We start from the raw sequence: 13,596 nt of genomic DNA, 5'->3' as shown, positions 1-13,596 counted from the left end.
TCGGTTTGCTCTGTTTTGGGGCGGTTATTCTACGTCGGCCCGGGGGGTGGATGGTAGGGGGCGAGGGCAGGGAAGCGGCAATAAAAAACCCCGCCGAAGCGGGGTTTGAAGCAGCAGGGGCGGAGATTAGTTCTCGGCCATTTCCTTCAGCTTCTTCAGCGGGCGAACTTTGACCTGGATGCTGGCCGGCTTCGCCTTGAATACAGTCTCTTCACCGGTGAAGGGGTTGATGCCCTTGCGCGCCTTTTTGGCTGGCTTCTTCACAGTGGTGATTTTCAGCAGGCCCGGCAGAGCGAATTCGCCGACGGCGCGCTTCTTGATGTGGCCCTCGATCACGTCGGACAGCTCGTCCAGAACAGACTGAACCTGCTTGCGGGACAGCTCGGTCTTCTCGGCGATCTGATTCAGGATCTGGGTCTTGGTGTACTTCTCCTTGATGGCTGTTACTTTCTTAGCCTTGGCCGGAGCGGCCTTCTTGGCTACAGCCTTCTTGGCAGGAGCTTTCTTCGCTGCGGTTTTCTTGGCGGGGGCTTTCTTAGCTGCGGCTTTCTTGCGTGCGGCCATGAGTAGCTTCCTTCTGTATGTTGTTTTTCCAATGAAAATGTATTCGTACACCATGGTACTGGTTCGAAGTATATATAGTTTTTTTTCTCGCGCACCCGCAAAAGCAGGAAAAATAGTGCTTTTTTATCGATTTAGGGCAAGGAAACGGCTGTCTTTTGCGCGGATTCGCGCAATGCCGACCTTTGTTTGTGGCCCATCTTCAGCCTGCCGGGGCGCTCATGTATAATCTGCGCCCATTTTTCTGTAGTACCGGGTGAGTATCGATGCCTATCTACGAATACCAGTGCGGGGCCTGTGGCCACCAGTTGGAGGCCCTGCAGCGCATGAGTGACGCGGCCCTGACTGACTGCCCCGCGTGCGACAAAGCCGAGCTGCGCAAGAAGGTCTCCGCCGCCGGATTCCGCCTGAGCGGGGGTGGCTGGTATGAGACGGACTTCAAAACTGGCAGCAAGAAAAATCTGGCGGGCGACAAGGCCAAGTCCAAGGCGGACGCAGGCTAAGCGCGACAGAATGGCCAATCTTCCATAATTGGCTGTCAAGAATACGGGGGCCGGCAGGAGCCGGTCCGGCAATTACTATCGACAACGGGAATTGACTCCATGCGCAGCGACTATTGTGGCGCCCTTCGAGCCGCGGACATCGACCGCGTCGTAACTCTGTGTGGCTGGGTTGATCGCCGCCGCGACCACGGCGGGGTGATCTTTATCGACCTTCGCGACCGTGACGGTATTGTCCAGGTTGTATTCGACCCGGATGCTGCCGAGCATTTCGAGCAGGCTGACCGCGTGCGCAGTGAATATGTGCTCAAGGTAACCGGCCGGGTGCGCGCGCGCTCCGAGGCCACGGTGAACCCGAGCATGGATACCGGTGAGGTCGAGGTATACGGTACTGATCTGGAGATTCTCAATGCCGCGGAGACCCCGCCGTTCCAGCTGGACGAGCACACGGCGGTGGGCGAAGACGTTCGCTTGCGCTACCGGTATCTGGACCTGCGTCGCAACGAGATGCAGCACAATCTGCGTTTCCGTTCCAAACTGACCAACGCGATCCGCAACTATCTGGACGGAGAGGGCTTCCTCGATATCGAGACGCCAATCCTGACACGCGCCACGCCGGAAGGGGCGCGCGATTACCTGGTTCCGAGCCGTACCCACGAGGGCAAGTTCTTTGCGTTGCCGCAGTCTCCGCAGTTATTCAAGCAGCTGCTGATGGTGTCGGGCTTTGATCGTTACTACCAGATAGCCAAGTGTTTTCGCGACGAGGACCTTCGTGCGGATCGCCAGCCGGAATTTACCCAGATCGATATCGAAACCGCATTCCTGGGTGAAGACGACATCATGTCGATTACCGAAGGGATGGTGCGCAGCCTGTTTACCGAGCTGAAGGGTGTGGACCTGGGGGATTTCCCGCGTATGCCCTACAGCGAAGCGATGGAGCGTTTTGGTTCGGACAAGCCGGACCTGCGCATTCCGCTGGAGCTGGTCGAAATCAAGGATCTGATGACCGAGGTGGAGTTCAAGGTGTTCTCCGGCCCGGCAAACGACCCCAAAGGCCGGGTGGCTGCGCTGAAAGTGCCGGGTGGCAACGACAAGCTGACCCGCAAGCAGATCGACGATTACGGCAAGTTTGTCGGTATCTATGGTGCGAAAGGGCTGGCCTATATCAAGGTCAATGATCGCGCGGACCTGGAGAACGGCCTGCAGTCGCCGATCGTGAAGTTCCTGCCTAACGATGTGCGTGCGGCGATTCTGGATCGCCTGGAAGCAGAAAATGGCGACCTGATCTTCTTTGGCGCGGACAGCGGCAAAGTGGTTTCGGAAGCGCTGGGTGCGTTGCGTTGCAAGCTGGGTGAAGACCTGGATCTGTACACCGCAGAGTGGGCGCCCCTGTGGGTTGTGGACTTCCCGATGTTTGAGGAAGACGATAACGGTGGTCTGACGTCCCTTCACCACCCCTTTACCGCACCTTCTTGTTCCCCCGAGGCGCTGGAACAGGCGCCGCTGGCGGCGCTGTCGCGTGCCTACGACATGGTGCTGAACGGTACCGAGCTGGGCGGTGGTTCCATTCGTATCCACGATCAGGCCATGCAGCAAGCGGTATTCCGTATCCTCGGCATTGATGCTGAAGAGCAGCGCGAGAAATTTGGCTTCCTGCTGGATGCACTGAAGTACGGTGCGCCGCCCCACGGCGGACTGGCGTTCGGCCTGGATCGCCTGGTGATGCTCATGACCGGCACGGACTCTATTCGGGATGTGATTGCCTTCCCGAAAACCCAGAGTGCGGCTTGTGTCATGACTGACGCTCCGGGCGCGGTGGATGCGCGCCAGCTGCGCGAGCTGAGTATTCGCCTGCGCCTCAAGGAAGAGCAGGTAAGCTGATCGCGGGACCGCCCCGCTGTTATAAAGTGTGAAGCGACCGCTTAAACATGGGCGGTCGCGGTATCAGAGAACTTCTGGAGACGAGAGATGGCTGGACATAGTAAATGGGCCAACATCAAGCACCGCAAGGCGGCTCAGGACGCCAAGCGCGGTAAGGTTTTCACCAAGATCATTCGCGAATTGACCGTTGCGGCCAAAGCCGGCCCCAATCCGGATGACAACCCCACTTTGCGTGCGACGATCGACAAGGCACTCGGTGCCAATATGAAGCGCGACACCATCGACAAGGCGATTGCACGGGGTGCGGGCAATGCGGATGGTGAGAACTACGAAGCGGTCACCTACGAAGGTTATGGCGTTGGTGGCGTTGCGGTCCTGGTTGAATGCCTGACCGATAACCGCAACCGCACCGTGGCGGAAGTGCGTCACGCGTTCAGCAAGCGTGGCGGCAACCTCGGCACCGACGGTTCAGTCGCTTACCTGTTCTCCCGCAAGGGCCAGATCAGCTACGCACCGGGTGCAGATGAAGACGCCCTGATGGAGGCGGCTCTCGAGGCAGGTGCGGAAGACATTGAAACCAACGATGACGGCAGTATTGATGTCACGACCGAGTTTCAGGATTACCTGTCCGTCAAGGATGCGCTGGTTGCGGCGGGCTTCGCTCCGGACAACGCCGAAGTTGCCATGATTCCGTCCACCACTGTACCGATGGACAAAGACGGTGCAGAAAAGGTGATCGCGCTGGTGGATATGCTCGAAGACCTGGATGATGTTCAGAGCGTCTACACCAACGCGGATATTCCCGATGAGGTCATGGAGGCGCTGGGCTAAGCGACCAGTTCGTCGCTCACCTTGTGGCGAAAAGGGCGGTCATCCCGATGGGGTGGGCCGCCCTTTTTTGTTGGTCCCGCTAGCGCCCGCCCTTGACGCCATACGCTCGCCTTGGGACACTGCCCCGATTCTGGCAACACTATATAAACATACAGGGAGTCCGCCTTGACCCGGATATTGGGTATCGACCCCGGCTCGCGCAAAACCGGATACGGCATTATCGACGTACAGCGCGGGCAGGCAGTTTATGTGGCCAGCGGGGTAATTCGAGTGCCCGATGAGGCCCTGCCAGAGCGGCTCAAGCTCATTTTCGATGCGGTTTCCCAGATCGCAGGTCAATACAAGCCGGAGCAGATGGCCATCGAGAGTGTGTTTATGTCCAAGAGTGCCGGTTCCGCGCTGAAGCTCGGTCAGGCGCGGGGCGCGGCGATCGTCGCTGGCGCCAATGCGGGATTGCCCGTCGCGGAATATGAGGCGCGCAAGGTCAAGCAGGCCGTGGTCGGTAATGGTGGGGCGGACAAGCTGCAGGTCCAGCATATGGTAAAAACACTGCTGTCGCTGCCAGCTGCGCCGCAGGAAGACGCCGCGGATGCCCTGGCCGTTGCACTGTGCCATATGCATACTCACCAGACGCTGGTCCAGTCCTCGACGGGGAGCCGGGCGCGTTTCCGGCGTGGACGTTTGAGCGTTTCCTGAAGCAAAGTAGGGCGCGGTCGTTGCTGTACCGCTGCCGTGGACTGAGATTGCCGCGAGGCCCGCACAAGGGTGGTAGCGGAACAGAGAAGTTGGAATCACAATGATCGGAAGACTGACCGGAACACTGGCCGCTGTGCAACCGCCGCTGCTGCTGGTGGATGTACAGGGTGTGGGCTACGAAGTGCTTGCCCCGATGACCACGATTTTCGAGTTGCCGCCGCTCGGGCAAACAGTGCAGCTGCAAATCCACATGGCGGTCTCTGAAACCGCGCAACAACTGTACGGTTTCGGTAAAGAGTCCGATCGCCAGTTGTTCCGCACGCTGATCAAGGTGAACGGTGTGGGGCCGAAGATGGCGTTGGCCATTCTCTCCGGTATGGATAGCGCCGCCCTGGCCCGGTGCGTCTCGGAAGACAATGTTGCTGCGCTGGTGAAAGTGCCCGGTGTGGGCAAGAAAACCGCCGAGCGCCTGGTGGTGGAGCTGCGCGATAAGCTGGCGCCGCACTTTGGCGATAGTAACGATATCCCGCTGCTTGCCGCCGTCACTGAACCGGCTGTCGATCATGTCGGTGAGGCAGAGAGCGCCCTGGCGGCGTTGGGCTACAAGCCCACCGATGCCACCAAAATGGTGGCCAAGGCCTGCAAAGAACAGCCCGGCGCTGACAGCGCTACCTTGATTCGCCTGGCGCTCAAGAGCATGGCGCCAGCCTGAGTGCAGCGCGCCGCCGATAAAACGCCCTGAGCAAGTGCGCACATGGCAACCTGATAGTCACCGGAGTAGAGCATGATAGAAGCCGATCGCCTGATTGCGCCGGAGCCCATTGGCCCCAGCGGTCAGGAAGAGCAATATGATCGCGCTGTGCGGCCGAAGTCCCTCGCTGATTATGTCGGTCAGCCTGTGGTGCGTGAGCAGATGGAAATTTTTATCCAGGCAGCCAAATTGCGCGGTGAAGCACTCGACCACACCCTGGTGTTTGGCCCGCCGGGCCTGGGCAAAACCACGCTGGCGAATATCATTGCCGCCGAGATGGGCGTCGCCATCAAAACCACGTCGGGGCCGGTGCTGGAAAAGGCCGGTGATCTGGCAGCCATCATGACCAACCTTGAGCCTGGCGATGTGCTGTTTATCGATGAGATTCATCGACTCAGTCCTCACGTGGAGGAAGTCCTCTATCCCGCAATGGAGGACTATCAGCTCGACATTATGATCGGCGAAGGTCCCGCCGCACGCTCCATCAAGCTTGATTTGCCGCCGTTTACGCTGGTTGGTGCCACCACCCGCGCCGGCCTGCTGACCTCGCCCCTGCGCGATCGCTTTGGTATTGTTCAGCGTCTGGAGTTCTACAACGTTGAGGACCTTACCAGCATTGTGCGCCGTTCTGCCGGCCTGATGGGGGTGGAAATGGACGAGGGTGGAGCGCTCGAAGTGGCGCGCCGGGCGCGTGGCACGCCGCGTATCGCCAATCGTTTGTTGCGCCGTGTGCGCGACTATGCGGAGGTGAAAGGCAACGGTTCTGTGGACTCAGACATTGCGGACGCCGCATTGAACATGTTGAATGTGGATGCGCGCGGCTTTGACCAGCTGGACAGACGTATGCTGCTGGCCATGATTGAAAAATTCGATGGCGGGCCTGTGGGGATTGATAGCCTCGCCGCCGCAGTGAGTGAAGAGCGGGATACCATCGAAGATGTGCTGGAGCCGTACCTGATCCAGCAGGGATATATCAGTCGCACGCCGCGGGGGCGGATTGTGACTGCGCTGGCCTATGAGCATTTCGGGGTGCCCAAGCCCGAATGACCGGTTGGCCGGCCACCATTATGGAAAGCGACAATAATAAGGGGGATGGGTGAGCGAACCCTTCAGTATCCCCGTGCGGGTGTACATCGAGGACACCGACGCGGGCGGCATCGTCTATTACGTCAATTATTTGAAGTATATGGAGCGCGCGCGCACAGAATTCATGCGTTCGCTCGGATATGATAAGCCTGCCATGCCGCAACAGGGGCTGTTGCTGGTGGTGCATTCCGCAGAAGTTCAGTACCGGCGCTCCGCCTGGCTGGATGATGGATTGCGCGCCACGGCCCAGATCGCGCGCCTCGGAAGGGCTGCGGTGACATTCGAGCAGGAAATTTGGCGCGACAATGAAATTATTTGCCGGGGTGTGGTCAAAGTCGCATGTGTCGATGAGGCGAGCCGCAAGCCCTGTGCATTTCCGGAATCCATTTTCTCAGCATTAAAGGCAGTTAGTACACGATGAACGCCGGTGAACAACTCTCCCTCTGGGGACTGATTCAGAATGCCAGTCTACTGGTGCAGCTGGTCATGCTGCTCCTGCTGCTGGCCTCGGTCATTTCCTGGGTCATGATCATCCAGCGGGGCCTGTATTTGTCCCGTGCAAAGAAAGCGATGGTCAATTTTGAGCGTCGTTTCTGGGGCGGCTCCGACCTTAACCAGCTGTTCCGAGACGGCAATGCCCGGGCAGAACAGGGACGCGTGGATGGCGCTGAATCCATTTTTCGCGCGGGGTTTACAGAATTTACCCGCCTGCGGCAGCAGGGCCGCAGTAGCCCTGCAGCAGTCATGGAAGGCGCCGAGCGCGCGATGCGTGTGGCCATGTCCCGTGAACAGGAAATGGTGGAAATGAACCTGCCGTTCCTGGCGACTGTCGGTTCGGTCAGTCCGTATATCGGCCTGTTTGGCACCGTCTGGGGCATTATGAATTCCTTCCGCGGCCTCGCGACCATGCATCAGGCCACCATTGCCACGGTTGCACCCGGTATCAGTGAGGCGCTGGTCGCTACGGCCATGGGCCTGTTCGCTGCAATTCCGGCGGTCATGGCGTACAACCGTTACTCGGCCAAGGCCGAGTGGTTGCTGTCCAGCTATGAAACCTTCGCTGAGGAATTTTCCTCCATTCTGCACCGCAAGGTGCATTCCAGCTGACGCAGGCGGTCCCAAGACATGAGTGTTTTTCGCAAGGGCGGTAAGCGCAGGCTGGTCTCAGAGATCAATGTGGTGCCCTATATCGACGTGATGCTGGTCCTGCTGATCGTCTTCATGGTGACTGCGCCGCTGCTGATGCAGGGCGTCAAGGTGGACTTGCCGGACGCCCCGTCGGCGCCGATTGACGAAACCGACGATGAGCCGCTGATTATCTCTGTACGCGCTGACGGTACTTATTACCTGAACCTGGGGGATGATGAACAGTCCGCGAAACCCATGGCCGAGATCAAGGATACCGTTGCCAAGGTATTGCGGCAGAAGCCCAAGACCCCGGTGCTGGTATGGGGTGATACCGATGCCAGGTACGGCCTGATTGTCGGCGCCATGACCCAGCTGCAGCAGGCGGGCGCACCGAGTGTTGGCCTGGTCACTGAGCCTCCGCAGGAATAAGGGTTGTTACTCGATCAGTATGAATAACGCCAACTCCTATGCCCTGCCGGTTTTCCTCAGCCTGCTGTTTCACGGCGCGCTGATTGCCGTGCTGACGTTTGGTTGGGAGGCGACCGCCAAGCCCGAGCGCAAGCCCTTGCCAAACTTTGTGCAGGCCAAGCTCGTTACCATCGACGCAAAGACCCAGAAAAAGAAAACGCCTCCCAAGGTGGATATCCGCAAAAAACGCGCCCAGCAAGAAGCGGAGCGGCGTCGCAAGGCAGAGGCCGAAAAGAAACGCCGCGCGGCGATAGAGCGCAAGAAGAAGCTCGAAGCCGAGAAGAAGAAAAAAGCCGAGCAGGAACGCAAGAAGAAAGAGGCTGAGGATAAAGCCCGCAAGGAGCGCGAACGCAAAGAGCGGCTTGAGCGGGAGCGCAGCAGTGCCTTCGATGAGGCACTGCAGGAGGAAGAAGAGTTACTGGATGCCGATGAAAGTGCACAGGCTGTCATGTCTGTGGCGCAGGCGATCCAGCAGCGTATTGAGTCAGTCTGGAGTCGTCCGCCCAGCGCACGGAACGGCATGCTGACTGTGGTTCAGATCAATTTCGTGCCCACCGGACGTGTGGTGGCAACCAATATTGTGGAAAGTAGTGGCAATGCGGCACTGGACCGGTCGGTGATCACCGCCATCCGTCGCGTTGAGGTGTTCCCCGAAGTGGCCGATCTGGCCCGCAAGGAGCCCACTGTATTCGAGCGCGAAGTGCGTACAACCCTGTTGAATTTCCGAGTCGAAGACCTGCGACAATGATGAAAAATCTATTTAGAACCCTGTCTTTCGTATTGGTGGCCAGCCTCAGCCTGTCTGCCAAGGCGCAGCTGGTGGTGGATATCACCAGTGGTATTGATGATCCGACGCCGATTGCGGTGTCGCCGTTTAGCTGGTCCGGTGGCGGCGTGCTGTCCGAGGATGTGTCCGGAATCATATCGGCCGATCTGCGCCGCAGTGGTCTGTTCGCTCCGGTGCCGAAAGAGGATATGTTGTCCTTCCCGCGCTCTCCGGACGAGGTCGTGTTCCGCGATTGGCGGATTCTCGGCACCGAATATGTGGTGACCGGCCGAATCGAGCCCCAGGCGGACGGTTATTTGTTGACCTTTGATCTGGTCAACATCTTTGGCCAGCAAAAGATGTTCACCAAGCAGGTGAGTGGTGGGCGGAACCAGTTGCGGGATATTGCCCACCGTGCCGCCGACGAGGTATTCGAGGCGATTACCGGTATTCGCGGAGCCTTCTCTACCGAGATGGTGTACGTGCAGGAAGAGACTCGCAATGGCCAGCCGAGTTACGCGCTGATGCGGGCGGATATCGATGGCGCGCGGCCCAAGATGATTCGCCGCTTCTCCCAGCCGGTGATGTCCCCGGCCTGGTCCCCGAATGGCCAGGAGTTGGCCTATGTGTCCTTCGAAACCGGTCGACCGGCGATTTTCCGCGAGAACCTGCGCACCGGAGCCCGTCAGCAGCTGACCAATTTCAAGGGCCTGAACAGTTCTCCGGCATGGTCTCCGGATGGCAGCAAGCTGGCGATGGTGCTGTCGAAGGACGGCAACCCGGAGATTTATGTGCTGGATCTGGCCAGTGGCCGGTTCACGCGAATGACCCGTCACTTCTCGATTGATACAGAACCGAACTGGATGCCGGACGGAAAATCTCTAGTTTTCACCTCAGATAGGGGAGGTAAGCCACAAATTTACCAATTGACCCTTGCCACCGGCCAAGTTGACCGCTTAACCTTCGACGGCGACTACAACGCAAGACCTCGGGTCTCTCCCGATGGGAAAACGCTGGTGATGGTCCATCGGAGCAGGGGGGTGTTCACAATTGCAACGATGGATATCGTCTCCGGCAGGATGCGTGTCCTCACAGAGACGCGTCTCGACGAATCTCCGAGCATTGCACCCAATGGTGCCATGTTGATGTACGCTACCAAGCGCGGAGATCGTGGAATCTTGGCTGCGGTATCCCTGGATGCCGGAGTTAAGTACCGACTGCCTTCCCAGCGGGGTGATGTACGAGAGCCGGCCTGGTCACCTTACTTTGACTGACTGAGTTGGGGTTCTGTCCTTATGTTCAGGGCAGGTAAAAGCAGTAGTAGTTTAAAAAAAACTGATGGATTTCTCGATAACACAAAAAGCGGAGTAGCTTATGTTTAAATCAGTAAAAACCGGCCTGGGTCTGGCCGCCGCAATGGCCGTACTGGCTGGTTGTACCAATACCGACACCTCTGCTGGTGGCCAGGGCATGGTAGACGCTCCGGCTCCGGTAGTTGAAGACACTACCCCGGCCGAAGTTGTTGCACCGCTGGATAACGTCGTTTACTTCGACTTTGACCAGTCCCTGCTGAAGGGCGAGACCCGCGATCTGCTGATCCAGCACGCTGACCGCCTGCGCGGCACCAGCGCCAATGTTCGCCTGGAAGGCCACGCTGACGAGCTGGGTACCCGTGAGTACAACCTGGCCCTGGGTGAGCGTCGTGCCAACGCCGTTCGTGACTTCCTGGTACTGCAGGGCGTAGATGCCGGCACTATGGAAGTAATCAGCTACGGTGAAGAGCGTCCGGCTGCACCGGGCAGCGACGAGGGCTCCCGTGCCCAGAACCGTCGCGTTGTTATCGTTCAGTAATTAGCCTGAAATACCGATGACTAAATCGACTGACTTTTCGAGCAAGCATTTTTCGATCAGGAAAGTCGCGCTGGCCGCAGCCATGATGGCTGCGGCTTTGCCCGTTTTCTCGCAGGCGCCGATTGTGGATCTGAGCTCGTCCTCGGAAGAACAGTCGGCGCCCGCCTATCGGGATGCCCCCTACACGCCTGAAACCCGTGTTGCGCCCGCCGTTACGGTAGCCGAGCGCCCCCGGGCACGACAGGGCAACCCGCAGGCCGATGCCTATTACCAGATGCAGGTGCTGCAGCAGGAAGTTTCCGAGCTGCGCGGTGCGGTAGAGGAATTGCGCCACGAGGTACGCCGACTCAAGCAGCAGCGTACTGACGACTATATGGACCTGGATCGGCGTCTTTCACGCCTCTCCGGTACCGAGCCGCAGGGCGCGCCAGATAGCGCCGCGCCGGCTGAAGGCCAGAACGGTTCCACCAACGGCGCTGCGCCGCAGGCGGGACAAGCTGCCACCAGTACCACTTCCCCGGCTACCGCCACGGCTGGTGCCTCCGAGCGCGACCGTTACCAGTCGAGCTTCGCGCTGGCGCGGAATGGGGATTACAACGGTGCCAAGGACGCGTTCAAGCAGTTCCTGCAGGATTACCCGACCGGCCAGTATGCTCCGAATGCCAACTATTGGCTCGGAGAGATCGCGCTGGTACAGGGCGATCTGGAAGAGGCACGCCAGTGGTTTGTCGCCCTGTTGGAGGATTTCCCGACGTCCACCAAGGTGTGGGATGGCCGCTACAAACTCGGCACGGTCTATCATCAGCTGGGCGACCAGCAGAAGGCCAAGGAGCTGCTAGAGCAGGTCGCCTCCAGTGAGGCGCGCGCGTCTGGAAAAGCCAAGCGTTACCTGGCGGACAACTTCTGACCAGAGGTTGGCATCCCCTCCTGTCGCTGGTTTTTTGACCACAAAAGCTCTATGATCTCGCGCCCGGACGGCACAGGCCGCCCGGGCGTTTTTCTATGTGCCGGAACCCTATGACCGACCTTTCCACAGAATCCCTGCGTATCAGCGAAATTTTTTACTCCCTGCAAGGGGAGGCGCGCGATGCCGGAATACCGACCGTGTTTGTGCGTCTGACTGGCTGTCCTTTGCGTTGCACCTACTGCGACTCAGAGTATGCATTCTATGGCGGCGAGCGACTGGCTCTGGCGGAGATCCTGCAGGAGGTCGGCAAGCATCCGGCCCGCTACGTGTGTGTCACCGGTGGGGAGCCCCTGGCCCAGCCCAACTGTTTACCGCTGCTGACCGCGTTATGCGATGCGGGATACCGGGTTTCCCTCGAGACCAGTGGCGCCATGCCGGTAGAGGCGGTGGATCCGCGGGTGTCGCGGGTAGTGGACCTGAAAACCCCGGCCTCTGGCGAGCAGCAGCGCAACCGCATGGAGAATCTGGACAGCCTCAGCGAAAAGGATCAGATCAAGTTCGTGATCTGTGACCGCGCGGACTATGACTGGGCCCGGTTCACGCTGGATCAGTACCGCCTGCCGCAGCGGGTGGGCGAAGTGCTGTTCTCCCCCAGCTACGAACAGTTGCCGGCCCGTGAACTGGCGGAGTGGATTCTGGAAGACGGCTTGCCGGTCCGAATGCAAATGCAGCTTCACAAGCAATTGTGGGGCGACTTACCGGGGGTCTGATGCCCGTCCCGTGCGAAAAGAGAAGATCATGACAGCGAAAAAAGCAGTAGTGTTGTTATCAGGTGGCCTGGACTCGGCCACGGTTCTGGCGATGGCTCGTGCGGAAGGCTATGAGTGCTATGCACTGGGGTTCGATTATGGTCAGCGCCACAGCGCGGAACTCACGGCGGCGCAGCGCGTTGCGGCCGACCTTGGCGCGCGTGAACACAAAGTCGTCCAGCTGGACTTGCGTGCCATCGGCGGTTCGGCACTGACAGATGACAGTATTGCCGTACCGGAAGAGGAGACCGGTGGTATCCCGGTCACCTATGTCCCCGCGCGCAATACCGTATTTCTCTCCATTGCCCTGGGCTGGGCAGAAGTGCTGGGTGCGCAGGACATCTTTGTGGGTGTGAACGCGGTCGATTATTCCGGCTACCCCGATTGCCGACCCGAGTACATTGAAGCGTTTGAGAAAATGGCCAATCTGGCTACTCGCGCAGCCGTTGAAGGCCAGGCTTTGCGTATCCGAGCGCCCCTGATTTCGATGACCAAAGCCGATATCGTAACGCGCGGCACCGAACTGGGCGTTGATTACAGCCTTACCGTGTCCTGTTACCAGGCCGCACGCGACGGCGCAGCCTGTGGTCGCTGCGACAGCTGCCGGCTGCGCGCCGCAGGCTTTGCCGATGCAGGCCTTGTCGACCCGACGGTCTACGCCAAAGCCTGACAGCCGCCGCGCAGGGCGGGCGTAAGCCCTTCAAATCCCTAGAATTTTTTTGGCTTCAGGACTTGTGTTTCAAAATTAGATCAGTAAGATACGCAGCTCCTCACGCAGTGAGGCGTTTTAAGGGTCGTTAGCTCAGTTGGTAGAGCAGTTGGCTTTTAACCAATTGGTCGCTGGTTCGAATCCAGCACGACCCACCAGATTCCAAGGGCCGCCGTCAGGCGGCCCTTTTTAATATCTCCGCCGAAACCGCTGTGCGTTTGGCGTCGAGATCACTAACATACGCGAGCTTACGGGTCGTTAGCTCAGTTGGTAGAGCAGTTGGCTTTTAACCAATTGGTCGCTGGTTCGAATCCAGCACGACCCACCATCTAAACAAAAAAGGCCACCCATCGGGTGGCCTTTTTTGTTTAGCCGGCGGGCTCGTCTGGATAGAACCACGTTCGACTAAATGCGCCCCTGGCGCATTTTGCAACGAGGAGCGCAGCGACGAAGCCCGCGTGCGGGTGATTACAGCCCATAGGCTGTAATCATTCATCCAGCAATTCGCTCATCGCTGATTCAGCCACCCATCGGGTGGCCTTTTTTGTTTAGCCGGCGGGTTCGTCTGGATAGAACCACGTTCGACTAAATGCGCCCCTGGCGCATTTTGCAACGAGGAGCGCAGCGACGAAGCCCGCGCGCGGGTGATTAC

At 59.0% G+C, this 13,596-nt stretch carries 16 protein-coding genes and 2 tRNA genes; 17 read left to right on the top strand and 1 reads right to left on the bottom strand.

The window, feature by feature from the left end; genetic code table 11:
* Positions 1 to 126: 126 nt before the first annotated feature.
* Positions 127 to 564: an HU family DNA-binding protein gene (locus tag ACXAD0_RS17135; RefSeq protein WP_475089912.1), complete on the bottom strand. Its 438-nt coding sequence runs from the start codon at positions 562 to 564 to the stop codon at positions 127 to 129.
* Positions 565 to 827: 263 nt separating this feature from the next.
* Here ACXAD0_RS17135 and ACXAD0_RS17130 point away from each other — a divergent pair, with 263 nt between their 5' ends.
* The 17 genes from ACXAD0_RS17130 to ACXAD0_RS17050 all read left to right on the top strand — a co-directional run bounded on the left by ACXAD0_RS17130 (position 828) and on the right by ACXAD0_RS17050 (position 13,272).
* Positions 828 to 1,064, top strand: a complete 237-nt coding sequence (locus ACXAD0_RS17130) for an FmdB family zinc ribbon protein (protein WP_475089911.1) — start codon at positions 828 to 830, stop codon at positions 1,062 to 1,064.
* Positions 1,065 to 1,163: 99 nt separating this feature from the next.
* Entirely contained in the window at positions 1,164 to 2,942 is a 1,779-nt protein-coding gene (gene aspS / locus ACXAD0_RS17125; protein WP_475089909.1) for an aspartate--tRNA ligase, read from the top strand.
* A gap of 87 nt (positions 2,943 to 3,029) precedes the next feature.
* Positions 3,030 to 3,773 (top strand): YebC/PmpR family DNA-binding transcriptional regulator, encoded by a 744-nt coding sequence (locus ACXAD0_RS17120; RefSeq protein WP_475089908.1) that lies wholly within the window; start codon positions 3,030 to 3,032, stop codon positions 3,771 to 3,773.
* 165 nt (positions 3,774 to 3,938) lie between these two features.
* Positions 3,939 to 4,469, top strand: coding sequence for a crossover junction endodeoxyribonuclease RuvC (ruvC, locus tag ACXAD0_RS17115; protein WP_475089907.1), 531 nt, complete (start codon positions 3,939 to 3,941; stop codon positions 4,467 to 4,469).
* A gap of 100 nt (positions 4,470 to 4,569) precedes the next feature.
* Positions 4,570 to 5,181: a Holliday junction branch migration protein RuvA gene (gene ruvA / locus ACXAD0_RS17110; RefSeq protein WP_475089906.1), complete on the top strand. Its 612-nt coding sequence runs from the start codon at positions 4,570 to 4,572 to the stop codon at positions 5,179 to 5,181.
* Positions 5,182 to 5,253: 72 nt separating this feature from the next.
* Positions 5,254 to 6,267: a Holliday junction branch migration DNA helicase RuvB gene (gene ruvB, locus ACXAD0_RS17105; RefSeq protein WP_475089905.1), complete on the top strand. Its 1,014-nt coding sequence runs from the start codon at positions 5,254 to 5,256 to the stop codon at positions 6,265 to 6,267.
* A 49-nt stretch (positions 6,268 to 6,316) separates the two neighbouring features.
* Positions 6,317 to 6,727: a tol-pal system-associated acyl-CoA thioesterase gene (ybgC, locus tag ACXAD0_RS17100; protein ID WP_475089904.1), complete on the top strand. Its 411-nt coding sequence runs from the start codon at positions 6,317 to 6,319 to the stop codon at positions 6,725 to 6,727.
* Positions 6,724 to 7,413 carry a protein TolQ gene (gene tolQ, locus ACXAD0_RS17095; RefSeq protein WP_475089903.1) on the top strand — a complete coding sequence of 230 codons (690 nt, stop codon included), beginning with the start codon at positions 6,724 to 6,726 and terminating at the stop codon, positions 7,411 to 7,413. Before ybgC ends, tolQ begins: the two co-directional genes overlap by 4 nt.
* Before the next feature lie 18 nt (positions 7,414 to 7,431).
* Complete coding sequence (gene tolR / locus ACXAD0_RS17090) at positions 7,432 to 7,863, top strand: protein TolR (protein WP_475089902.1); 432 nt, start codon at positions 7,432 to 7,434, stop codon at positions 7,861 to 7,863.
* A 19-nt stretch (positions 7,864 to 7,882) separates the two neighbouring features.
* The gene (gene tolA, locus ACXAD0_RS17085; protein WP_475089901.1) at positions 7,883 to 8,650 is read left to right on the top strand and encodes a cell envelope integrity protein TolA; all 768 of its coding nucleotides are present in this window, start codon (positions 7,883 to 7,885) and stop codon (positions 8,648 to 8,650) included.
* Entirely contained in the window at positions 8,650 to 9,942 is a 1,293-nt protein-coding gene (gene tolB, locus ACXAD0_RS17080) for a Tol-Pal system beta propeller repeat protein TolB (protein WP_475090417.1), read from the top strand. The genes tolA and tolB overlap by 1 nt, the downstream gene beginning before the upstream one ends.
* Positions 9,943 to 10,042: 100 nt before the next feature.
* On the top strand, positions 10,043 to 10,519 hold the full coding sequence (locus ACXAD0_RS17075) for a peptidoglycan-associated lipoprotein (protein WP_475089900.1): 477 nt from the start codon (positions 10,043 to 10,045) through the stop codon (positions 10,517 to 10,519).
* A 16-nt stretch (positions 10,520 to 10,535) separates the two neighbouring features.
* Positions 10,536 to 11,426, top strand: a complete 891-nt coding sequence (gene ybgF / locus ACXAD0_RS17070; RefSeq protein WP_475089899.1) for a tol-pal system protein YbgF — start codon at positions 10,536 to 10,538, stop codon at positions 11,424 to 11,426.
* 110 nt (positions 11,427 to 11,536) lie between these two features.
* A complete protein-coding gene (gene queE, locus ACXAD0_RS17065; protein ID WP_475089898.1) occupies positions 11,537 to 12,196 on the top strand; it encodes a 7-carboxy-7-deazaguanine synthase QueE in 660 nt (219 codons plus the stop codon).
* A gap of 28 nt (positions 12,197 to 12,224) precedes the next feature.
* Entirely contained in the window at positions 12,225 to 12,905 is a 681-nt protein-coding gene (queC, locus tag ACXAD0_RS17060) for a 7-cyano-7-deazaguanine synthase QueC (protein ID WP_475089897.1), read from the top strand.
* A gap of 121 nt (positions 12,906 to 13,026) precedes the next feature.
* A tRNA-Lys gene (locus tag ACXAD0_RS17055) sits at positions 13,027 to 13,102 on the top strand.
* Positions 13,103 to 13,196: 94 nt separating this feature from the next.
* Positions 13,197 to 13,272: transfer RNA gene (locus ACXAD0_RS17050), tRNA-Lys, on the top strand.
* Positions 13,273 to 13,596 lie beyond the last annotated feature (324 nt).

This window comes from Microbulbifer sp. ABF4_148 (assembly GCF_056158985.1).
Note: the sequence above shows the minus strand (reverse complement) of the source record. Positions and strands in the feature narration are given on the sequence as shown.

Excerpts from the sequence above, each read along its gene's own strand:
- ACXAD0_RS17135 (WP_475089912.1), bottom strand. The coding sequence starts at position 564 with ATGGCCGCACGCAAGAAAGCCGCAGCTAAGAAAGCCCCCGCCAAGAAA.
- ACXAD0_RS17075 (WP_475089900.1), top strand. The coding sequence starts at position 10,043 with ATGTTTAAATCAGTAAAAACCGGCCTGGGTCTGGCCGCCGCAATGGCC.
- ruvB (WP_475089905.1), top strand. The coding sequence starts at position 5,254 with ATGATAGAAGCCGATCGCCTGATTGCGCCGGAGCCCATTGGCCCCAGC.
- tolB (WP_475090417.1), top strand. The coding sequence starts at position 8,650 with ATGAAAAATCTATTTAGAACCCTGTCTTTCGTATTGGTGGCCAGCCTC.
- tolQ (WP_475089903.1), top strand. The coding sequence starts at position 6,724 with ATGAACGCCGGTGAACAACTCTCCCTCTGGGGACTGATTCAGAATGCC.
- queE (WP_475089898.1), top strand. The coding sequence starts at position 11,537 with ATGACCGACCTTTCCACAGAATCCCTGCGTATCAGCGAAATTTTTTAC.
- aspS (WP_475089909.1), top strand. The coding sequence starts at position 1,164 with ATGCGCAGCGACTATTGTGGCGCCCTTCGAGCCGCGGACATCGACCGC.
- tolA (WP_475089901.1), top strand. The coding sequence starts at position 7,883 with ATGAATAACGCCAACTCCTATGCCCTGCCGGTTTTCCTCAGCCTGCTG.
- tolR (WP_475089902.1), top strand. The coding sequence starts at position 7,432 with ATGAGTGTTTTTCGCAAGGGCGGTAAGCGCAGGCTGGTCTCAGAGATC.
- ruvA (WP_475089906.1), top strand. The coding sequence starts at position 4,570 with ATGATCGGAAGACTGACCGGAACACTGGCCGCTGTGCAACCGCCGCTG.
- ACXAD0_RS17130 (WP_475089911.1), top strand. The coding sequence starts at position 828 with ATGCCTATCTACGAATACCAGTGCGGGGCCTGTGGCCACCAGTTGGAG.
- ACXAD0_RS17120 (WP_475089908.1), top strand. The coding sequence starts at position 3,030 with ATGGCTGGACATAGTAAATGGGCCAACATCAAGCACCGCAAGGCGGCT.
- ybgF (WP_475089899.1), top strand. The coding sequence starts at position 10,536 with ATGACTAAATCGACTGACTTTTCGAGCAAGCATTTTTCGATCAGGAAA.
- queC (WP_475089897.1), top strand. The coding sequence starts at position 12,225 with ATGACAGCGAAAAAAGCAGTAGTGTTGTTATCAGGTGGCCTGGACTCG.